The sequence below is a fragment of the Paenibacillus sp. FSL K6-1096 genome, assembly GCF_037977055.1.
Classification (GTDB): Bacteria; Bacillota; Bacilli; order Paenibacillales; family Paenibacillaceae; genus Paenibacillus_AQ.
In genome coordinates, this window is sequence record NZ_CP150274.1 from 6,497,322 (window position 1) to 6,519,402 (window position 22,081).

Genomic DNA, 22,081 nt, shown 5'->3' on the forward strand with positions numbered 1-22,081 from the left:
AGCTATGATGTTAATTTCCAATCACTTGAGCAAGTATAGAGAGACGATTCTGGGACTCACGCAGGAAGCCCTGCGGTCCAGGGAGGAGGTGCTGTCCAGCAATCTGCTGATGGCCCGGAGCGGGGAGCAGGAGATGTTCTACGCACCGCATAACGAGGTGGTTAATCCGGCGGCGAAGGTGGTCATTATTGGAATTACACCCGGATGGACGCAGATGAGCATCGCACTGGAGGCTGCGCGCAAAGGGCTTCAGGCAGGGCTGACCGATGAGACGGTGTGCTGGCAGGCCAAGGAGGCGGCAGGCTTCGCGGGAACGATGAGAGCCCATCTGATCGCTATGCTGGATGCGCTTGAACTGCATCATTACCTGGGCATCGGGACATGCGCAGACCTGTTCGGGGAATGCCGGGAATGGCTGAATACGACGTCGCTGCTGCGGTTTCCTGTGTTTAGCGGGGGAAGGAATTATAACGGGAGTCATCCTGATTTGCCTGCTCATCCTTTTCTGGACCAGACGGCCCTAAGCCTGCTGCAAGCAGAACTCAGTCTGATGAACCGGCCGCTGCTGATCCCTCTTGGCAGAAAAGTAGAGCAGGTGCTTCAGCGGCTGGCGGCGGACGGACTATTGGATGGGGAACGCTGTCTGTGGGGCTTCCCTCATCCTTCCGGTGCTAACGGACACAGACTTGTTCAGTTCGCCCGCCATAAGGAAGGGATGCGGAAGCAGATACAGGCCTTGGCGGGCAGAGGTTGACATCCCTCTATAGTTACACTAAACTGTAACTAATACAGTTGACTGTAATATAAGATCGTGAGGAAGGAGAGTCAGTCCTATGAATACCTACACCGCGAAGCAAGTGGCGGAGGTCCTGCAGCTTGAAGATCCGCAGATGAACCTGCGGACCGTCAGATACTACACGCAGATCGGGGTGCTGCCGCCGCTTGAGCTGGCCGGGAACAAAAGGGTCTACACCGACAACCATCTGCATTATCTGCGCGCAATTCTGGTCTTGTCCAAGAGCGGGGAGACGCTGGCCTCAGCCCAGGAGAAGTTAGCGGGGCTGCCGCTGGAGGAAGTGATTAAGATCGGGGATAATCTGCGGCTGTTCCAGCCGGATCAGCTCCTGCATAATGAGACGCATGTGGTCAGTGAGGATGTGGTGTTGTCGGTGAGTTCAAGGATTTCCCCGGCACTGAAAGAGAAAATGATCGCGGCCGTCACCCGGTTGCTTCAAGAGGAGGGGCAGAAATGATTCAGGTCCGTTATGCCAAATCGCTGCTGGAGAATGAAGAGGGGATCAATGTTCTCTGGATTCAGCTTGCCCCGCTGCCTCATGCCCGGAAGGCCCGTATGCAGCTTCATTTGCCGCCAGGCATTCACCGTTCGCGTAATCTGAATGATGTTGAGGAGGACAGCTCCGGCATAATATCATTACCTGAGCCGCAGGCTCCGGCCGATCTGTTCATTGAAATTTACACCCGTGAGCCTATCGCTTGCGGAATGTACAATGTTACCATTGAATTATCTTACACGGACGAAGCCGGTGCAGCTACCAGCGTGAAGCATGGTATGCAGCTTAAGGTCGTGTCTGAAGAGGAGGCAGAGGAGCTTGTGACTGACCCGGAGGTGGTGCGCAGAGTGAAAGAGCTGCACCGGCGGGCAGACACGCTCACACCGGAGTCATACATCGAATACCCGCCTGCGAAGCTGATCCGGCTGGACGCCAGCCAGGTTTCAGAGTGGGAGAAGAAGTACCGTGTGGACGGGGTTATGGATATGTAATCGTCTATGGCACAAATAACTTAATTTGTTCCCGGTATAGGATGGAGCTGCACTCCCGGGTATGATGAAGCTATCCCGCAAGGAAAGGGAGATGTTGAAACAAGAGAGGGATGTGAACGAATGAGTACCTCATTGCCATTATTTATTATCACCGGGGCCAGCGGCGTAGGGAAGACAACGGTGATGCATGAGCTTCGGAAGCAAATGCCTGAATTTGTAGTATTTAGTACGGATGACGATAATTTCGGGACAACGGGCCGGAAGCTGGAGTATCAGGACCGGTATAATGTGCTGCTGCATTGTGCGCGTGCGGTTGCGCTATCGGGAAGAGGGACGATTATATGCGGGACGATGATGCCCTGGGACGCCAAGAAATGCGATGTGTACGATGCCTTCAGTGAAGTGCACTTTATTAACCTGCATTGTGACGATGCCACCCGAAATGCCCGCCTGCGGGGCCGGGAGGATGCAGCGACCTGGACAGAGGAGATGCTCAGGCAGCATGAGGAATTCGCGCAGTGGCTGCTGGAGCATGCCGATACGGACTATGACCCGCCAATGCCTACGTATGACTCAACCTCTACACCTCCGGCCCGTCTGGCGGAGCAGATTAAGGAATATATCGGTTCTAAATGGAAGCAGGGAGCGGGAATTGTCACAAGTAGGTGATTGTATTTCCTGCAATAGAAAATGATTTACTGACCGTAAAATGAGAATCTACTGTATTTCATACAGTAGAATGTTGGGTTTTGGGTGAAAACGGGCCTTTATTCAACATTCCATTGTACGGAATACAGTAGATTCTATTTCGCAGTCTTTTTTACAGCAATCCATTGTACAAAATGCAGTTACTCTGGTTCCAGCGCCTATAGCATGCGAATGACTGCTGTAAAAATTAGTCGACTGTTAGTCCTCTCACCGCCCGTTGCCCCAAGCCCCGCTTAAGGCTCCATACTGCTCCACAGCGCCTGGAATGCGCCGGGTTCAACCTCGAAGAATACCGGCGCATTGCCGTAGCGCACAAGTCCCCGGCCAAACAGAGTCAGCTCTACCCGGGCCTTGTCATTCAACTGGAGATAGAGTATTTTGCGGTCTTCATTATCGTAGATTCCCTGCGCCATGAGCGTGTCTGCGGCCAGCGGCTTGGCGGCGTTCAGCGCGCTCAGGAAGCTGTCCAGCGCTGCGCCTTCCGGCAGCGGCAGGTATTGCTGCTTGCCGTTGTTCCAGCTGTCGAAGCTCTCCCATTGGGCGGAGGCAACACGGCCTTCCAGGTTCAGCTTGCCGATCAGATCGGCCCCGCTGTTCACGGTAATTCCGTTCGTATGCTCGTACAGCTCCGCGAACACCTGGCCGTCCATCTCAGTGTAGGACATGATCAGGAAGCCGGAATCATATCCTTTGACCGCATAAATATCTGTCTCGCCGATGTTCGAGGCCAGCTCGGTATAGGCATCCTTGCCGCTCCATTCATCAATCCCGCTGGTCGTGCGGCCCAGCTTATCACCGCGCAGGGCGGCGGCATCGGCTGCTTCGATCCGGGTCGCTGCTTGCGTATAGACATTGCCCTGGTAGACGACCAGCCCGATCATATCTGCCTGCACGCCGGGTTTCTTATCCGGCAGCTTAATCTTGGGAATGACGACTCCGGCGGCATTGCCCGCAGACGGTGTGCCCGGATCAACCTGGGCCACTTGATTCGGTGAACCTGTTCCGTTCAACTGCTTCATTACACTGGGGCCGGCCAGGCCGATCCCGGCGGCGACCAGTACGCTTGCTACGATATAGATTATTTTACGCGGACGGCGCTTCTGCTGCATTTTATCGGCTAATCCTTGCTTCATCTCATGACTTGCACTCATGGTATCCACCACTTTCTTGTATTGTGTGCGAAACTCTTCTTCCTTCACTCTGAATCCGCTCCTTCCAGCTCCAGTCTTAACAGCTGCCGTCCCCGCTGAAGTCTCATCTTCACAGCCGACTCGCTGATCTGCAGAATGCTGCTGATCTCCTGGACAGGATAATCCTCGTAATAATACAGATGAATCACAGTCTTAACCTTCAACGGCAATGCCATCACCAGCTGCAAAATAGCCAAAGCTTCAGGGTTATCGTCTGCCGTCACCGGCTCCGCGCCATCCAGCTTGACCTCGCGCCTGCGCCAGCCTCTGCCCAGCAGATTCTTGCAATGGTTGGTGATCACGCGGATCAGCCAGGCCTTCTGGTGTTCGTCATCCTTGAATACAGGCCCCTTCTCCATCAGCTTGATGAAGGTATCCTGCGTAGCCTCCTCAGCATCCTGGCGGCTGCCCAGATGAACCAGGGCAATTCGGTACAGCATATCTGCGTATTTTTCATAGCTTCTCATCACATGATGGCCCGGCCGGGTCATGGGTTGCTGCATGAGGTTATGCCCTCCTTTACCTATAACACCCCTTAGGACGGCTTTTGGTCACATTATGTTTCCGGCAATCTTGCGCTTGCATCCAAAAGAGGGGGCAGAGAAGTCCTGAGACTTCCCTGCCCCCTCTGTTAGAGGCTGTATGAACGGCTGCCGGTCCGGCCGCTTGATTAATCGGGGGTTCCCTGGGTTACCCCGTGCACATAGGTCTGCCAGGGCGTATCCAGCGCCCCTTGACCCGGATTATAAGTGAAGAAATATTCCACGGTATCGCCTTGCTGCACATTATTTACTGCGTAGGTATAATTGCCGTTGCCCGCAGAGGTCATGGCCACATTCAGCTGGCCGTCGCCATTGATCTTGTAATGCAGATCCGCGAAGGTAGCACCGTTCACATAGAAAAGCAGGTTATTGCCTGTTTTCTTCAAGCCGCGGACCTGATCGCCAATCACGACGGTTGCCGGCGGCGGGGAGACTACAGTGATGGTGCTGCTGGAGGTTTTGCTGCCATCTGCAGTGGTTGCTGTAACAGTAGTTGTGCCTGTGGCCAGTCCGGTGACGAGACCACTCTGGCTAACTGAGGCGGTGCTGCTGTTCGCCACGCTCCAGGTTACCTGCTTGTTGGAGGCATTGGACGGCGACACGTTAGCCGTTAACTGGACGCTCTGTCCAACCTGTACCTCAGAGGCTGATGGAGTAACAGCAACACCACTGACCGGAACGCTGCCCGGATTGCCCGGATTTCCGCCGCTGCCGTTGCCTTCCTTATACACCCGTACATAATCGACCAGCATCGTTGCCGGAATGTCGGATGGATCAGGGGTGAGCCCGCCGTCGAAGTGTCCGCCCACTGCCAGGTTCATAATGAGGTAGAAGGGCTTGTCGAAGGGAGCATTCGGATTATTAGGTGCTGCTACGGAATACCACTGCTCTCTGTTAACCTTGAAAAAGAACTTGCCGTCCACATACCACTTCACGTTATCCTCTTCCCAGACCATGGAATAGACGTGATAGTCATTCGAGAAGGTCTGCCCTTGCGGGAAATGATACTCACCGGCAATGTACTTATTCACCGGCCATTGTCCGCCGAAGTGAACCGCGCCGCTGGTGGTGCCGGGCAGCCGTCCCTTGGCTTCCATGATGTCAATCTCGCCGGATGCCGCCCAGGCTCCATAAGCCGCATCCTGCGGAAGCATCCACAGCGCGGGCCAGATGCCGTTGCCTGTCGGCAGCTTGGCGCGGATGTCCACCCGGCCGTATTGGAAGGACAGATGGTCTTTGGTGTTGATTTTGCCGGAGGAGTATTGTGCATAGCGGTCCGGGTCCTGCGGGAAGGACTTCGGATCGTTCTTGGCTCTGATGTTCAGCTGGCCATTCTGCACAAAAACATTCTCCGTACTGTTCGTATAATGCTGCAGCTCGTTATTCCCCCAGCCCCAGCTGTTAGGGTCATTAGAAATATAGTAGCCCTGCTCGTAATTCCACTTGCTGGTATCCAGCGTTGTTCCGCTGAACTCATCCTGCCAGATCAGGTTCATGCCCGCTACGGCCGGGTCTGATGGAGTTCCCAGCTCAATGTCCTCCTGGTCGCTCTCATCGGGGCGCGGAGCATTCGGGTTACCGGTGAAGGTATAATACACATAATTGCTGCCGATATTTCCGCCCTGCTGGCCGTTCAGCGGATAGCCGATGCGGAGCTCCATATTCTCCTGGATCGGCTGGAACCACAGTCCGTAGACATAATCGGCCCAATAGCCCCACTGGTTGGCAGCGGACATATTGTTGTAGCCGTTGCCTGCATAGACGAAGCCGCTCTGGGCGGAATTGCTCAGATCGACCCACTGGCCGCCGATTTTGATCTGATACACATATTTGCCCAGCTCACTGCCGATCGGTGCGCCCCCGTCAATCTTAGGCAGAGGGAACCCGATTGATCCGTTGTTATCCGCAGTGAAAGCTGTGCCTTCATAAGCAGTGAGAACGTAGGAATTTCTGACCGGCTGATTGAAGGTAAGGGTGTAGATCAGACTGGCGGAAGAGGTCTTGGATTCCAGCTTCACATTGATCGATTCCGTGATGGTGAACCAGTACCCGCCGCCGCCTTCGGTGAACTGGCCGAAGTTGCTGTCGTAGATCCAGCCGCTGGCTGCATTGTTGTCAATATCAATCCAGGTACTGCTGTTCACCGGCTTCACATATACCTTCAAATCATCTGCCACAGCTTCATAGGTGAGCGCCGGATCATTATTGAAGGTAGGGTAGGTGAAGCCTGCACCGCCCGTAAAGCCTGCTGTGATCTGCGGGCCTTGGGTCGGTGTCATTGCGGTGATGGTTGTCTTGTTCAGGTTCTGAAAAGCCAGCGTATAATTCAGCATAACCCCGCTGTTCGCCTTGGAGTAGAGCTGGATCTCGGTTGTAGCCGAGAGCGTGAACCAGTAGCCGTTCTGGCCGCCGTCGCTCCAATGTCCCCAGTTCTGGTTATAAACAAAGCCGCTAACGCTGTCGATGTCTACCCAGTTGCCACTCACTTTCACTTTGACGCCCACATCATCCGACACATCGCTCCAGGCTGCAGCTCCTCCGTTGAATACCGGCATAACAAACCCGTAGCTCGCCTGCCCGACGCCTGATTTGGAGATTACCGGCCCGTCTGCCGCCGAGAAATAAGCCATTGAGCTAACCGTGACACCTGCGGCCTCTGCCTTCGGAATGCCTGAAGCAGGGAGCTGGCCGATACCGGACAACAATAGCAGGACCAGGAGCAGACTGAGCACCTTTTGCTTGAAACCGGGTGGCGTTGGCGTAACATAAAGTCGCTTCATACTTGCCCTCCTTTAATTAAATGGTAGTGAAGGTAACCGCTTACATGTGAGAGAACATCTTTATTCTATCGAATGTTGTCACCTGCTAAAAGGGACAATCCTTTTTGTTGTGACCCAATTTTTTGGGTTCTGCTGCCGCTTATTTGCGCAGCATAGTGTCCCGCACATCCTCTTCGCCCGCAGGCTTCCGGCGGATCAGCAGGCGGTATTCGGTGGGCTGCATATCCATGGCCTCGCGGAAGGCGCGGGTGAAGCTTTTGTAGCTCTCGTAGCCGACCATGCCGGCGATGTCGATAATCTTGTGATCGGTCTCGGCCAGCAGGCGGCGGGCTTTGTCGAGGCGCACATCACGCAGGTATTCAGCGAAGCCCTTCCCGATATTCTTCTTGAACTGGTTCGAGAAGTAGGCATAGTTCAGCGACACATGATTGGACACCATCGCCAGGTCCAGCGGCTTGTGGTAATTCTCATGGATGAAGCGGATCGCCTCATTCAGATCCTGCGAGTTGCGGTAGCTGCATTTATACTCATAGTAGAACTGGTCGAGCCGCAGAAGCTGCTGCTGCAGAGCCTGCAGATATTCGCGGATGCCGGGGTAATCGAACAGATTGCGCAGACTGTCGAGATCGAGCGCTTCTTCGCCCAGATAAGGACGGATGACGCGCTCGTATTCCTCCATCATCTGGACGACGGCGCGGCATAGCTGCCGGGTATACCGGATATGGTAACGCTGCAGCACATCTTTATGGAAGAGGGCGGAGATCCCTTGGGCAATTCGGCTGCCGTTCCCGGTGCCGGTTAACTGGAACAGGGCATACAGCTCATCATGGGGAAGCTCCCACTGCTGCTCCAGGCGTCCGATATGCCGGGGCAGAATACAGCGTATATCCGGAAAAAGAAAGCTGTGGCGGTATAGCTCCAGCCCCTGCACATAGCTGCCCGGCAGGCTGCTTAATCCCTGCTGCGGATCAGTCATGGCCGTGATCACTTCAATTTGTTCGGCTTGGAGCGCAGCGGGGAAGGCTTCCGGGTCCATGTCGCCATCTACCGCCAGAACCAGGTACGGACGGTGCTGAAGACAGAGACAGCCCTGTCTGCCGAATACACGGTAGGCGACCGATTCGATGCTATGGCTGCTGCCCGCGCCAGGCTGGTGAATCCAGAGCTCCTCGCGCAGCAGGCAGAGGCGGTAGCTGCGCCACAGCTCCGGGTTCTGCTGCTCGGTTGCGGCTATCCACGTCTCGTCTCCGGCAGCGCCCTGCATATACATCCGCAGCTCCTTACGCTCCGTCTCCCGGGCGCGCCGGGAGAGCTGCTCTATATTGCTGGAGAGCGACATCCGCGTCTCAATCTCCTGCCAGACATGCTCCACCGAGACCTGCAGGTCCTCACGCTTTACAGGCTTGAGCAGATAGCCTTTGGCCCCCAGCTCAATGGCCTTCTGGGCATAAGAGAAATCGCTGTATCCGCTGATAATGAGGTAATCCGCCATCAGGCCCTCCTGCCGGCTCTGCGCCATCAGCGCAAGGCCATCCATATCCGGCATACGGATATCGGTGATAACGAGCTGGATGCTGTGTGCCCGGAGCAGCTCCAAGGCTTCAAGCCCGTTAGCGGCGCTGTAAATAGTCCCGGGCTGCTGAGGGAATTGGCGGAGCATCGCCTGCAGCCCGTCGCGGATATGCTTCTGATCGTCCACAACCAGAATATTGATCATGCTACCATCCTCCAAGATTCTCATTTTCCCAGGGCAGCCTCAGGGTTACACAGGTGTATCTGCCGTGAACGCTGTCTATCCACAGGCCGCAATCGGTGCCGTAATGAAGCTGCAGGCGCTGATGGACATTGGCCAGCCCCAGGCCGCTGCTGCCGGTGATGACCGGCGGTTCGGAATCGCCCCGCAGCACAGACTGGAGACCGGAGAGCCTCTGCGGGTCAATTCCGGCTCCGTCATCGCGGATCTCGATCAGCAGCAGGCTGTCATCCTGTACCCGGACCGAGATTTCAATATGTACACTGCCCCCGGCAGGCGTTCCATGATGTATAGCGTTCTCGACGATGGGCTGCATACACATTTTGGGGATGCGGTAGCGCTGTACCTCCGGCGGAAGATCTGCCGAGAGCTCAATGCTCCCGCCTTCCATGAAGTTGATGAAGCGGATGTAGCTGCGGATGTTGGCCAGCTCCTCGCTGAGGGCCACCGTGTCGCTGCGCCACTGCATGCTGTACCGAAGCAGAGAGCCTAACGAGACCAGAGCGCCTGCAATGGCAGGCTGCTGCTCTACCTCGGCACGCATCCGGATCGACTCCAGTGCATTGTACAGAAAATGGGAGTTGATCTGCGAGTGCAGCGAGTGGAGCTGGGCATTCTTCGCGATGAGCTGCTTATCCACCACCTGTGTCATTAAGCTCCGGATTTCGTCCAGCATGTTATTGTAGCTGACCGCCACATAGTCAATCTCGTCACCGGTTTCGTTCTCTCTAAGCCCGGTCTCAATCTTCGCATCCAGCTGGCCGCGGCGCACCTTGCGCATCGACCCCAGCACCTTCTCCAGCCGGCGGAAGATGCGCCGGGTCATTCTCGATACCAGCAGCAGCATGAGCAGCAGGACGGAGGAGGTGATCGCAATGACCAGCAGGTAGCCGTCACGCGGACCTTTTGTCAGCTCATGACGGGAGGCGATGTCTACCACATAAGCGTTCAGGGGAGCGATGTAACGGTACAGCGCATAGTAGGACTGATCGCCGGACTGGATTTTGACCGGGGTATTCTGCTCCAGTACGTCCAATTGTCCGTGAATCCGGCTAAGGATGTCGTCCAGCCTCGCCCCGGCCTTCTGCGGCAGCTCATGTCCCGGAAGATAGACATTGCGGGAAGCATCCGCACCGTCCATGATCACCGTGAAGAAGTCGCGCCCGCTGTCCTCCAGCAGGTCGTTGAACAGAACATTGTACTTCGCCCGGACCTCCATAATGGTGGGCAGCTTCTGCTGCTGGCCCTGAAGCCGCACCAGCCGGTAATAGGACAGCGTATCCGCGCCATCCTTGAAGGCGGACAGCCGGAACGCCGCGCCGCCCTCATCCCGCAGCGTCATCCAGTAGTCCTGCGGCCAGAACTTGGAGTAATGATAGATTTCCGGCCAGATCTCATAGACCTCAGGGTTATCGACATAGAAGCTCAGACTGCTGATCATCTCATGGCTCTGAATGATGTTATGCATCTGCTCGTACTGGTTCTGCTTGAACTTCACAAGCCTCAGACCGTCTGCACGCATATTGGAGTGGATGAAATCCACGAAGCCCTTCTGGGTCAGTGCCGTCGCGGAAGCGTTCTCAAGAATGTCGAGCCGGCTGCGCAGCCGTTCGTTCAGCCGGGCCACATGGTTGCTGCCCTCAGCCATGGCCTGCTTGAACAGCTGGCTCTCCTGGCTGCGGATGAACAGGAAGGAGACCACAACGGCCGGGACGGCGATCATCAGGCTGAAGGCCAGGAACAGCTTCTGCGAGATAGGGGCATTGCGGTATAGTCTTCGTATCGTTGTCATCAGCCTGTTCATTGGTAACCCCTCCCGTCCCTGTAATCTAGCATAGCGTACAAACCGGCTCCTTCCAAGCAGGAATACCGGCCGCCTCTGGGGCAGCCGGTACAGAAATAAGGGACTTAAGGTTATTCCGCCATCTTGGCCTTGCGGGCATCCAGCTCGCTCTGGCGGTATTCCATCACCTGCGCGAACCCGTAGCCGTCACGGCGGGACAGGAAGCTCTCGAACACTTTGTCAAAAGCTGCCTCATCCTTAGCCGTAATCAGCTCCGGCAGCACCTCTTCCCAGTTCTGGGAGATCCGCGACCAGGCTACCGCCACATCGGAATCGCCGAGCGGGTCCAGCCCTTTATAGATTCCGCTGTCGATATCGGCCTGCGCATTTGCGAAGTCCTCCATCTGCTTGATGACCGGGGCTTTCTCCGGTCTCCACTGGTTAACGATAACCGGATTGCGCATCATCCAGTAGGTGTCCAGAATGCCGTATTCCTTCTCCAGCTTCTCAATATTGCTGCCGAGCATCTCGACGAATTCGGATTTCAGCTGCGGCTTGCCGCCCGCCGAATCCCAGGTCTCGCCTTCCTTGCCGAGGAACAGGTCGCGCTGGCCCTCCTCGCTGGCGAGGTAGGTCAGGAAGCGGATCGCCCGCTCCGGGTTCTCGGCGGATTTGCTGATCATGGTCACCATCCAGCCGTCCATATTGCCGGGGAACAGCTTGGCGCTTTCACCCTTGCTGTTCTGCGGCCCGTCAACCGCAATGTAATAAGAGTCCGGGTTGGCCCCGGCAGCTAGCATCGGGTTCACCGCCGTCATGCCGGTCCATTCACGGATCATCATGAAGTAGCGGGCGTTGTTCGTTTTCTCCTCCACCTGGGTGTCGGAATCGACCAGGAAATCAACGTTAATCAGGCCGCGCTCATAGGCGGTGCGGAAGGTTTTGAGCCAGGCGACATAATCGGGATCGGTAATACGGTCATATACTTTGCCGTCCTTCTCATGCGGAACCGCCAGCAGATTCTGGAGGTATTCCGTCATCCCGTAAGGCACATTCCCCTGGGCGAAAAAGGGGCTGATCGGCTGGCCCTTATATTCCGGGTACTTATCCTTCAGCAGTTGCAGCGCACCCAGGAAGCCCTCCGGGGTACTGAGGTCCGGCTTGCCCATCTCCTCGTACAGATCCTTGCGGACCAGGAAGGTCTGGTTGGCTGCCGTCATGCCGGTCTCGTGCATCAGGTTGGGGCTGTAGGAGTCATTCGGCACCCCGTAGGTATTGCCGTTCTCCTGCCGGTACCACTTCAGTGTGCCGTCACCGGCGACCTTGAAGAAGTAAGGATCATACTTGTCGGCGAGCTCGTTGAGCGCATAGACATGATCGCCTTCCCACAGCTTTTTGACGGCGGTCTCCCAGGAGCCCATGCTGATCAGATCGGGCAGCTTGCCGGAGGTCATCATCAGCGTAACCTGCTCGTTCGCTTCCCCCGAGGGAACCTCCAGCTTGACATTGACGCCCGTCTTCTCCGTAACGTATTTGGAGGCCAGACTCTCGCCCCAGGTATGGGCATACCAGTTCGCGCCAACGAACCAGGTGAGATCCACCGGACTGGTATCGAGCTTCCAGGCGGGTTCATCTGCATTCAGCTTGGCTTCGGTCTGCGGAGCTGCTGTGGCTTCAGCCTGCGGCGCAGCCGTCGGCGTGTTCTCCTTCGTGGCGGAATTGCTGCTGCAGGCGGCTGTGCTGAGTGCCAGGGTTACGGCCATTATGGCGGTAAGTAAGGGGCGTACGGGTTTACTTTTCACGCGTAATCATCCTTTCGGTTTAGGTGTGGATAAGTCCGCTGACGTTAGCCTTTAATTGCGCCAATCATCACGCCCTTGACCAGATAACGCTGGATGAAGGGGTAGAAAATCAGGATCGGCAGTGTGGCTACCATCATCGAGGCGAATTTGATCGAGTTGCCGGGCAGTCTCGCGCCGAATTGGGCCATCGCCTGCTGCTGCATGAAGGACATGGAGTTCTCGGCGATGATTTTGTAGAGCATGGTCTGCAGCGGAAGCAGCTCCTGGGAATGGATGTAGATGACACCCTGGTAATAATCGTTCCAGTGATAGACGGCGGAGAAGAGGGCGATGGTCGCAATGACCGCCATGCTGTTGGGCAGCACAATCCGGAACAGCACACCGTAATCCGAAGCACCGTCAACCTTGGCTGATTCCTCCAGACTGTCCGGGATAGTGCGGAAGAAGCTCATAAAGATGACCATATTGAAGAATGTATACATCGACGGAATAATGAACACCCAGAAGCTGTCATACAGGCCGAGCTTGGTCATGAGAATGAAGGAAGGGATCAGGCCGCCTGAGAAGAGCATGGTGATGAGTGAGATTTTGAGATAGAGCTTGCGGCCGATCAGGTGGGTCTTGCTGATTCCGTAGGCGATGATGGCCGTGAACAGCACATGCACCACCGTTCCGATCACTGTCCGCAGCGTCGTAATGTAGAACCCGTTCATTAGCGTCTTATCGTTAAAAGCCACACTGTAGCTGGCCAGCGACCATTCTGCCGGCAGCCAGTTGACGGTTCCCAGCGAGGCCTGCTCCGGCGAATTCAGCGAGTTGACGAGCACGAACCACATCGGGTACAGCGTCAGGAAGCAGACGGCCAGCATCAGCAGCGTATTAACGATCTCGAACATGCCGATCCGCCGGAATCTTCCGTGCTTTGCCATGAATCGGTTGCCTCCTTTCCAGGTGAGTTTGTGTTCAAAAAATTCAAAAAATGCTGTCCCCCGTAAGCTTCTTGGACGTCTGATTAGCTAACAGCAGCAGCCCCAGCGCTACGATCGAGCGGGCGAACAGGACGGCGGTGGAGAACGAATGACGCCCGGAGACCAGCCCCATGTTATAGATGTAGAGGTCCAGACTCTCGGCCATCTTCATGTTCATATTGTTCTTGAGCATGAAGATCTGCTCGAAGTTGCTGCCGAGAATGCCGCTGACGGCGAGGATGAACAGAATCGCAATCGTGGGGCGGATGCTCTGAACGGTAATATGCCACATCCGCTGCCAGCGGTTCGCCCCGTCCAGCTCCGCGGCCTCGTACAGCCCGGGATCAATGCCGGCAATGGCGGCTATGTAGATGATGGCGCTCCAGCCGGTCTCCTTCAGCGTATCGGTGAAGAAGGTGATCCACCAGAAGTACCCAGGCTCGCTGTTAAAAAGAATGTCCCGGTCCTGCAGTCCCAGCGCCATCATGAGCTGGTTCACCACACCGCCCTCGCCCAGCCAGTTCAGCGCGATGCCGCCGAAGATCGTCCAGGCAATGAAATGCGGCAGATAGGAGATCGTCTGCACCGTGCGCTTGAACCGCAGGCTGCGGATCTCATTAAGCAGCAGGGCGAACAGGATCGGAATCGGGAATCCAAGGATCAGCTTGATGCTGCTCATGCCGAGCGTATTGCGGATCGAGCGCCAGAACCGGTCATCCGTCAGGAATTCCCGGAAATGCTTCAGCCCGACGAACGGCGATTCCAGCATGGGCTTTGCGATACTGAAGTCCATAAAGGCAATAATCAGCCAGAGCATGGGGATGTAGCAAAAGATAAACATCCAGAGAATGCCGGGGATGACCATGCTTTGCAGCTGCCATTGCCGCATAAGCGCTTTCATTTGTCCCGTCTTGTATTGGAACATGTACTGTGCCCCCTTCCTCCTTCATGGTATGAAAAAGCCCGGAGGAAAAAAAGGCCAGGATTATTGGCGGTATCCCATTTTTTTGGATTCGGCCCACCCGTCCAGAAAATTAAGTATGCTGTGATTACATGAAGGGAGTGTGCTGCAAATGAACAGACTGATGTGGGAGCAGGATTTCCAAGGGGGAGCTGCGGATCTGAAGCTCTGGAACATCCGCTTAGGCAATGATCTGCTGGACAATGACGGGAATGCCGTCTTCCCGGGCTGGGGCAACGGGGAGCAGCAGTTCTATACAGGACGGCCGGAGAATCTGTCTATCGGCGAGGAGGGACTGCGGCTATGCGCGCACCGTGAGGTCACGGAGCAGGAGGGGCGGAGCTTCGCGTATACCTCGGCCCGGATTGATACAAGAGATCACTTCGCGTTCTGCTACGGCAAGCTGACTGTGCGCGCCAAGCTGCCGGCCGGACAGGGAGTCTGGCCGGCCATCTGGCTGCTTCCGCAGGATCAGGCGTATGGTCCCTGGCCGGCTTCCGGCGAGATTGATATTCTGGAGGCGAAGGGGCGTCTGCCCCGGCAGATAGCCGGAACGCTGCATTACGGTGCAGACATCGAGCGGAAGGTTGTCGAAGAATTCACTTACGAGCTGGAGCGCGGAACGATTGAAGTATTCCGGGATTACGCGCTGGAATGGGAGGAAGGGGTCATGAGATGGCTGGTAGACGGGCATTGCTACGCCGAGCGGCAGCTTGTGCCGGAGATGCCGTTCAATCAGCCCTTCTACCTGCTGCTTAACCTTGCCGTTGGCGGCTGGTATGATCCTGTGCCGGTGGACGAGGCTGCATTACCGGCAGTGATGACCATAGCCAGCATCCGGCTGTACCAGAGCTGAACATTGTTGGCTCAAAAAAAGAGCGATCCCCCGCCTAAGGAGGATCGCTCTTGTGCTGTGTGCTGATCTATATCAGAGTCAGCTTGAATTGGAAGGTGTACGGACGGTTGGCCGGCAGGGTGAACTGCTCATGCACAGGCGCACCCCAGCTGTCGTCGCCGCCGACACCCATCTGCTTGTAATTGACGCGCAGCATGGTGCAGGTGGACACCGGCAGCTTGTAGCCGTGGTCACTGGCTTCAAGCTCGGCAGGAGTCCAAGGCAGCGCATTAACTTCAACCGGCACTGCACCTTCAATGGACAATCCGTGTCCATCTCCTGCTGCGGTTACAGAGGCGAAGCGGACATCCGTCTTGTTGCCGCATTCCTGAGGACGGAGGTAATTCGTGAATTGCTCGCTTACCTTGCCCGAGTAGCGTCCCAGCGGAGCGCCGCTCTGCCGGTCCCAGTAGTTCTCATGCGGACCGCGGCCATACCAGAGAATCGTATCCAGGCTGCTGTCCAGCTCGAAGGCCATCCCGAATTCCGGGATCTCCGGCAGACTGCTGCTGCCCGGGTTAAGCTGCTGGACAATGCCGACAGATCCGTCGGTACGAAGCTCATACTGAACCCGCAGGGTGGACTGCGGCTGTGTGTCCAGCAGGTAGTCGGCGGTCACGAAGCCGATACTGCCTTCAACCCGGCCGCTGAAGCGGACCAATTGTCGCTGGTAAGAGACATCCTTCCAGACGGCGCAGCGCTCATGATGCTTGTTGCCGAGATCATTGTCCGTAACAGCTCTCCAGAAGTTCGGCCGGGCCGGTGCCAGCAGAAGCTCCTTGCCGGAGGATTGCATGGAGACAATAGCGCCGGTTGCAGTCTCGAAGCTCAGCGCGAAGCCGCTGCCTGCGAAGGTCAGGAGGCCATTCTGCTCCTGAAGCTCTAGCTTGCTTCCATCTGTATCCGGAGTGGCAGACGGAATATAAGGGGAGAGGATGAACTGCTCCCAGGCGATCTCATGGGCTGCTGCAGACCATGAGGTTGCTGCCTCTTGCACGAACGAAACCGTAAGCACTGCTTCTTTGCCGGTTCCCAGCAGACTGGAATCCAGCGGCACGGTGAAGCCGGCAGCTTCGCCGGGTGCTGCGGAGAGCGGCAATTGTCCTTCCTGGGCGGTCTCGCCGTTCAGCGCCAGCTTCCATTTCAGCTGATAGTCTGCAAGATCCGTGAACAGGAAGTTGTTGCGGGCCTCGAAGCGGCCATTCTTCAGATCGGCTGCGGTGATGGTGATATTCTGGTAGCATTTCTTCACCTCGTAGAGCTTCGGCGTAACGCTGCGGTCTGCGAACAGCAGGCCGTTGCCGCTGAAGTTGCCGTCATGCGGCTGCTCCCCGAAATCCCCGCCGTAGGCCAGATAAGACACACCTTCTGGAGTCGTGGTGCGGATCGCCTGATCCACCCAGTCCCAGATGAAGCCGCCCTGAATAACGTCATATTTGTCGAACAGCTCAGTGTACAGATGCAGACCGCCGCAGGAGTTGCCCATGGCATGACTGTATTCACACAGAATGTACGGCTTCTCAGGATTGCTTAGCGCGTACTGCACAACATCATCGGGCTTGATATACATTGTCGATTCGATATCACTGGCTGCATCCGAAGGTCTGTAATGATAAGTACCTTCATAATGCACCGGACGGGTCGGGTCGGCTTCCCGCAGGTAGTCGTGCATCGCCAGGAAGTTGTCGCCGCCGAAGGATTCGTTGCCGAGCGACCAGATGATGACAGACGGATGGTTCTTGTCGCGCTGCATCATGGAGTTACAGCGGTCAATGACGTTCGCGCGCCATTCCGGACGGCTGCCGGGAACGTTGCCTTCGTGCAGCTCTTTCTGTCCGTATTGCCAGGAGCCATGGGTCTCCAGGTTCGTCTCGTCAATGACATACAGGCCGTATTCGTCACACAGCTCGTACCACACGGACTGATTCGGATAGTGGGAGGTCCGCACAGCGTTGATGTTATGCAGCTTCATCAGCTTGATGTCGGTAATCATGTCTTCCTTGGAGAGGGCGCGCCCCGTATCGCAGGAGAATTCATGGCGGTTCGTTCCCTTGAACACAATCCGCTTGCCGTTGATCTTCATCAGGCCATCCTGAATCTCGAAGGTACGGAAGCCCACCTTACAGCTGAGCGCTTCCAGCACCTGACCCTGATCATTCAGTACCGTGATCACCAGGGTGTAGAGATTAGGCTTCTCTGCGCTCCATTTCTGCGGATTCGTTACAGGTGCGGCCAGCTTCAGCTGCTGTGTCCCATCCTGTTCAAAAGCAAATCCGGCAGAGACCGGAGCCGCCCATACCGCCTGCTGCGCACTGTCGAAGAGCTGTATCTCTACCGAATGACCCCGGGTGACCCGGTTATAATAATTTTCCACCGTCAGGTCGACCTGGAGCTCCGCATCAGTGAAGCTCTTGTCCAGTTCAGTACGGACGAAGAAGTCAGCTACCCGCACAGCAGGTGCAGTATACAGGTATACATCACGGTAGATGCCGCTCAGGCGCCAGAAGTCCTGGTCCTCCAGCCAGCTTGCATCGCACCAGCGGTAGACTTCCACCGCCAGCTTGTTCTCGCCGGGCTGCAGATAAGCCGTGATGTCGAATTCTGATGCCGTGAAGGTATCCTCGCAGTAGCCTGCCAGTTCGCCGTTCACCCAGACATAGAAGGCGGATTCCACGCCCTGGAAGCTGAGGAATACCGGCTGTCCGTTCCAATCCTGAGGCACAGTGAAGGAACGGAGATAGGAGCCTACCGGATTATAGACGGTTGGAGCAAACGGCGGCTTCAGGTCCGGCTCGGAGACCTCCCAAGGGTAACGCACATTCGTATATTGGGGATAGTCATATCCCTGGAATTGCCAGTGGGATGGGACGGCAATCTCGGCCCAGCCGCTGGAGTCATAATCGGACTGGTAGAATTCCTTGATCCGGGCATCCGGGGTTTCGGCGAAAGCGAATTTCCACGTTCCGTTCAGCGACTGGTAACGGGAAGAAGCTTCCTTGTCCCCTTTCAGGGCCTCGGCTGCCGCCGGGAAGGACATCATGGAGGCATGCGCGTCTATACGGTTCAATTGAAAAATCTCAGGATTATTGTTCCATTCAGGATATCCGTTGGCGGGTGGCTGGTATGAGAGCTTGTTGCGCAAGTTAACATCTCCTTATATCGTTATATTCATATTATAGGATGGGAAATGTTCCGGGTATATATAATGATTTTCTTCAAGTATAATAAAATATGAAACTTGTTGATGAATCTGAAACAGAACAGGGGGAGTCTGCTGTGGAGAGTAAAATGATCTTTTGCGAAATGGAGGATATGCATCTGCTGCCGCTCTATGCCACCACGCTCGGGTATTGGGAGCATCAGGAGGAGATGACCCGGACGGCGGGCTTCCCGGATTATCAGCTGCACCAGGTCCTCAGCGGCAAGGGTGAGGTGAAGATCAGGGGCAAGTCCTATATTGCCGGAGCGGGCGACCTGTTCTTCCTCTACCCGGATATTCCCCATTCGTATTCCCCGCTCAGCCGGGAATGGGAGCTGGCCTGGATCTCCTTCAACGGCAGGGAAGCCGCCCAGATGCTGCTCTATGCGGGCATCCGCGAATCCGGGGTAGGCCGCCTCAGAGCGGAACCGATTATGGGTCCGCTGGCGGAGATGCTGAACCTCTCCTACGGCAATGAGCATCAGGACAACCTGGAGCGCTCCAAGCTGCTGTATGCGCTCTTGCTTGATCTGAAGCGCAGCCTGCTGCCCGCCTCGAATGAGGATAACGACCTGGAGCGGATGAAGCCTGTGCTGCAATATATTGAGCTGCACCTGCACCGCCCGCTGCTCCTGAAGGAGCTGGCCGAGGTGGCCGCGGTCTCCCCGCAGTACCTGTGCCGCCTGTTCCAGCGGACCGTCCGCGAACGGCCGATGGCCTATATCAACAGGCAGCGGGTCAGCCGGAGCAAGCAGCTCATGTTCAGCAGCCGGGGACAGCGGATCTATGAGATCGCCCAGCGGACCGGGTTCGAGAACGTCAGCTATTTCTGCGCCGTGTTCAAGCGGATCACCGGGATGCAGCCGGAAGAGTGGCGGGGGCTGCACGGGCTGGATTGAGGCTGACGGATACTTTGTTCGGGAAACAGTAAACAGGAGGTATTATGAAATGGGAAACAGTAATGAGGATGTCTATCGAATCGGGCTTATGGATGAGTCTGCGGCCAAAGAAATTATCCGTTGGCAATACGAACCGCCGTATTCCTTTTACAATATGATGGAGACTGCTGATGCAGATGAGGATATTGAAGAGCTGCTGGATGGCTCCTACTTCAGTGTATCTATTTCAGGTGAAGGCTTGGCCGGTTTCTTCTGTTACGGGCAGAATGCCCAGGTTGGGGATGGAAGAGAACGCGGACTCTACCTGGATGGAACCGCACTGGATATCGGCCTCGGCTTAAGACCGGATCTGACCGGGAAGGGCAACGGGCTGGTCTTTTTACAGGCAGGTATGAAGTTCGCAGAACAAATCTATCATGCGGAGAGATTCAGATTGTCGGTTGCAGCCTTTAACCAGAGAGCTATCAGCTTGTACACAAAGGCGGGATTCCTGCCAATTCAGAGCTTTGTGCACCAGCGCGGAGAGACGGAAACGCAGTTCCTACTGATGGAAACCAGGGGGTTTAAGGTCCATCCCTAGCGCGAGTGGAGAACACAAGGCGAAGTCTGTTAATATAGAACTACGGCATCATACATATCAAAGGAGAATTCAATGTGAACGAGAACCTGAAGCAAGCGTATGAGCGGTTGGGATTACCGGAAAGCGTAACCAGAGAGGAGCTGAACAAGCGGTTCGATCTGCTCTTGAAGCGGAGACGGTCCCTCTCCACCGAACAAGAGATTGCAGATTATGAGGCGGATTTCCAGGCGTACAAGCAGATTCTTGATACCTGGGATGAAGAGGAGATTCAGAAGGCAGAGGAGGAGCGGCTGGCCAAATACGGGCGGTTCTCCGGGACAGCCGGCAAATGGGAGACCTTCTTCCGCCTGTACAAAACGCATGTGATCCTCAGCATTATCGGGCTGCTGGTGGTGATCTTTGGCGGGAAGGCACTCTACGACAACTACCAGCACCGGCAGTATCTTGCTTCGCTGCCGCCGGTGGATGCGAAGATTATGTTCGTGGGCAATTTCGGCGTCAAGGATACCAGCGGCAAGACGGAGGAGCTGGAGCAAGCGATTGTCGCCGCCTACCCGGAATGGAAGCGGGTGGAGGTTGCCGTCACCTACCTTCCCAAAGCGGGCAACGGCTCAGAGGAGCTGGATATGAACTACCTGCAGAAGGCAGTAGTGGAAATGGCTGCTACCCGGCCGGATATCCTCGTGATGGATGAGACTACTATCGACTGGATCGGCAAGCAGGCCACCCTGCAGAATCTGGAGCCGGTAATGGCTGACGGGAAGCTGGCCACAGACGATCCGCAGATGAAATGGGCCGCCAATCCGGAGACCGGCCAGAACGAGCTGGTCGGGGTCGATATTCTGAATTCTCCGTTCCTGGCTGCACTGCCGCTTAACTATAACGCGAAGTCCGTCATTATAGGTGTGGTGGGCTTAGACAATAATGAGAAGATGACCGCCTTCGTGAAGCATATCGCAGAAGGAATGGCTGCCAAATAGTACAAATAAAAGAGAGAAACCTCTCTTCGGATGGTTGTAGATACAGCCAATGAAGAGAGGTTTCTTTGTGTAAATAGAAAATTTATATACATTGTACTCACACGCAGGCACAAGGCCCGAATGTATGCGGAAAACAGCATACATTATGCTCGCACGCAGGCACATGACCCGAATGTATGTGGAAAACAGCATACATTCTGCTCACACGCAGGCACAAGGCCCGAATGTATGCGGAAAACAGCATACATTCTGCTCGCACGCACGCACAAGGCCCGAATGTATGCGGAAAACAGCATACATTGTGCTCACACGCAGGCACAAGGCCCGAATGTATGCGGAAAACAGCATACATTATGCTGGCGTGAAGTCTGCAGGCGGGTCTGCCTGTTAACGGATAGTTGTTACTGCTCCAGACGGTAGCCGCCGTGGAATACAGGGCCGACATACTCGTTGAACGCATAGCCGTTACGGATTGCGGCGGAGACGAAATCCTTCGCCTTCACCACAGCGTCCTTCACCGATAAGCCGTTCGCCAGACCGCCGGTGATGGCAGCCGCAAAGGTACAGCCGGCTCCGTGGTTATGGGCGGGCTCAATCTTGGCTGTCTCCAGGACGAGGTATTCGCTGCCGTCGTAGAAGATATCAATCGCCATGTCGCCGCCGAGCGCCTTGCCGCCCTTGACGACCACATTCTGTGTGCCGAGCTGATGAATCAGGCGGGCCGCTTCCTTCATCTCGTCCAGGGTAGTCAGCTTGCCGAGGCCGGAGAGAACCCCTGCTTCGAACAGATTCGGTGTAGCCACCGTAGCCAGCGGCAGCAGCAGATCGCGGATCGCATTGGCGCTCTCCGGGTTCAGCACTTCATCCTCGCCCTTGCACACCATCACCGGGTCAATGACCACATTGGTCTGCCGGTTGTTCTTAAGCGCTGCTTCAACCACCTGCACGATCTCCACGCTGCCCAGCATCCCGGTCTTCATAGCGTCTACGGGGCCGCCGGCGAAGACGGTCTTAAGCTGGTCGGCAACGATGGCTGCATCTACCGGATAGACATTGTGGTGCCAGCCCTGGTCAGGGTCCATCGTCACGATGGTGGTCAGTGCGCTGAAGCCGTAAGTACCGTATTCCTCAAAGGTCTTGAGGTCTGCCTGAATGCCTGCGCCTCCGCTGGAGTCACTGCCGGCAATGGTTAGAGTCTTAATGATTTTTGACAAAGGTAACGTCCCCTTCTCTCTATAACAATAGTATGGAGCCTATT

General features: G+C 55.8%; 18 protein-coding genes. 8 read left to right on the forward strand and 10 right to left on the reverse strand.

The genetic code is table 11. The annotated features are described in order from the left end of the window. The first annotated feature begins 4 nt into the window (after positions 1 to 4). The 4 genes from MHI24_RS28375 (at position 5) to MHI24_RS28390 (ending at position 2,452) form a co-directional block, all read left to right on the forward strand. Positions 5 to 754: a hypothetical protein gene (locus tag MHI24_RS28375; protein ID WP_340022900.1), complete on the forward strand. Its 750-nt coding sequence runs from the start codon at positions 5 to 7 to the stop codon at positions 752 to 754. Between the two features lie 79 nt (positions 755 to 833). Then, positions 834 to 1,253 (forward strand): MerR family transcriptional regulator, encoded by a 420-nt coding sequence (locus tag MHI24_RS28380; protein WP_340022901.1) that lies wholly within the window; start codon positions 834 to 836, stop codon positions 1,251 to 1,253. Further along, complete coding sequence (locus MHI24_RS28385; RefSeq protein WP_340022902.1) at positions 1,250 to 1,783, forward strand: hypothetical protein; 534 nt, start codon at positions 1,250 to 1,252, stop codon at positions 1,781 to 1,783. Before MHI24_RS28380 ends, MHI24_RS28385 begins: the two co-directional genes overlap by 4 nt. Positions 1,784 to 1,903: 120 nt before the next feature. After that, complete coding sequence (locus MHI24_RS28390; RefSeq protein ID WP_340022903.1) at positions 1,904 to 2,452, forward strand: AAA family ATPase; 549 nt, start codon at positions 1,904 to 1,906, stop codon at positions 2,450 to 2,452. Positions 2,453 to 2,724: 272 nt separating this feature from the next. On the opposite strand, the gene MHI24_RS28395 is transcribed toward MHI24_RS28390, so the two are convergent. The 8 genes from MHI24_RS28395 to MHI24_RS28430 form a co-directional block, all read right to left on the reverse strand. Then, positions 2,725 to 3,690 carry a hypothetical protein gene (locus MHI24_RS28395; protein WP_340022905.1) on the reverse strand — a complete coding sequence of 322 codons (966 nt, stop codon included), beginning with the start codon at positions 3,688 to 3,690 and terminating at the stop codon, positions 2,725 to 2,727. Then, positions 3,687 to 4,184, reverse strand: coding sequence for an RNA polymerase sigma factor (locus MHI24_RS28400; protein WP_340022906.1), 498 nt, complete (start codon positions 4,182 to 4,184; stop codon positions 3,687 to 3,689). Before MHI24_RS28400 ends, MHI24_RS28395 begins: the two co-directional genes overlap by 4 nt. Before the next feature lie 167 nt (positions 4,185 to 4,351). Continuing rightward, positions 4,352 to 7,003 (reverse strand): family 16 glycosylhydrolase, encoded by a 2,652-nt coding sequence (locus tag MHI24_RS28405; protein ID WP_340022908.1) that lies wholly within the window; start codon positions 7,001 to 7,003, stop codon positions 4,352 to 4,354. Positions 7,004 to 7,142: 139 nt separating this feature from the next. Further along, the gene (locus MHI24_RS28410; RefSeq protein ID WP_340022909.1) at positions 7,143 to 8,720 is read right to left on the reverse strand and encodes a response regulator; all 1,578 of its coding nucleotides are present in this window, start codon (positions 8,718 to 8,720) and stop codon (positions 7,143 to 7,145) included. A gap of 1 nt (position 8,721) precedes the next feature. After that, positions 8,722 to 10,560 carry a histidine kinase gene (locus tag MHI24_RS28415; protein WP_340022910.1) on the reverse strand — a complete coding sequence of 613 codons (1,839 nt, stop codon included), beginning with the start codon at positions 10,558 to 10,560 and terminating at the stop codon, positions 8,722 to 8,724. Positions 10,561 to 10,670: 110 nt separating this feature from the next. After that, positions 10,671 to 12,341, reverse strand: a complete 1,671-nt coding sequence (locus MHI24_RS28420; protein ID WP_340022912.1) for an extracellular solute-binding protein — start codon at positions 12,339 to 12,341, stop codon at positions 10,671 to 10,673. 44 nt (positions 12,342 to 12,385) lie between these two features. Beyond that, a complete protein-coding gene (locus MHI24_RS28425; RefSeq protein WP_340022913.1) occupies positions 12,386 to 13,270 on the reverse strand; it encodes a carbohydrate ABC transporter permease in 885 nt (294 codons plus the stop codon). Between the two features lie 43 nt (positions 13,271 to 13,313). Beyond that, positions 13,314 to 14,234 (reverse strand): ABC transporter permease subunit, encoded by a 921-nt coding sequence (locus MHI24_RS28430; RefSeq protein WP_340022914.1) that lies wholly within the window; start codon positions 14,232 to 14,234, stop codon positions 13,314 to 13,316. Positions 14,235 to 14,382: 148 nt separating this feature from the next. Here MHI24_RS28430 and MHI24_RS28435 point away from each other — a divergent pair, with 148 nt between their 5' ends. Continuing rightward, on the forward strand, positions 14,383 to 15,126 hold the full coding sequence (locus MHI24_RS28435) for a glycoside hydrolase family 16 protein (RefSeq protein ID WP_340022915.1): 744 nt from the start codon (positions 14,383 to 14,385) through the stop codon (positions 15,124 to 15,126). 67 nt (positions 15,127 to 15,193) lie between these two features. Here the strand turns inward: MHI24_RS28435 and MHI24_RS28440 are convergent, their stop codons facing one another. Next, positions 15,194 to 18,307, reverse strand: coding sequence for a glycoside hydrolase family 2 TIM barrel-domain containing protein (locus MHI24_RS28440; RefSeq protein WP_340022916.1), 3,114 nt, complete (start codon positions 18,305 to 18,307; stop codon positions 15,194 to 15,196). Between the two features lie 134 nt (positions 18,308 to 18,441). On the opposite strand from MHI24_RS28440, the gene MHI24_RS28445 reads away from it, so the two are divergent. The 3 genes from MHI24_RS28445 (at position 18,442) to MHI24_RS28455 (ending at position 20,823) form a co-directional block, all read left to right on the forward strand. Further along, positions 18,442 to 19,263: an AraC family transcriptional regulator gene (locus MHI24_RS28445; protein WP_340022918.1), complete on the forward strand. Its 822-nt coding sequence runs from the start codon at positions 18,442 to 18,444 to the stop codon at positions 19,261 to 19,263. A 49-nt stretch (positions 19,264 to 19,312) separates the two neighbouring features. Further along, positions 19,313 to 19,843 (forward strand): GNAT family N-acetyltransferase, encoded by a 531-nt coding sequence (locus MHI24_RS28450; protein WP_340022920.1) that lies wholly within the window; start codon positions 19,313 to 19,315, stop codon positions 19,841 to 19,843. Positions 19,844 to 19,917: 74 nt separating this feature from the next. Next, positions 19,918 to 20,823 carry a hypothetical protein gene (locus MHI24_RS28455; RefSeq protein WP_340022922.1) on the forward strand — a complete coding sequence of 302 codons (906 nt, stop codon included), beginning with the start codon at positions 19,918 to 19,920 and terminating at the stop codon, positions 20,821 to 20,823. Positions 20,824 to 21,224: 401 nt separating this feature from the next. Here the strand turns inward: MHI24_RS28455 and thiD are convergent, their stop codons facing one another. After that, complete coding sequence (gene thiD / locus MHI24_RS28460; RefSeq protein ID WP_340022923.1) at positions 21,225 to 22,037, reverse strand: bifunctional hydroxymethylpyrimidine kinase/phosphomethylpyrimidine kinase; 813 nt, start codon at positions 22,035 to 22,037, stop codon at positions 21,225 to 21,227. Positions 22,038 to 22,081: the final 44 nt, after the last annotated feature.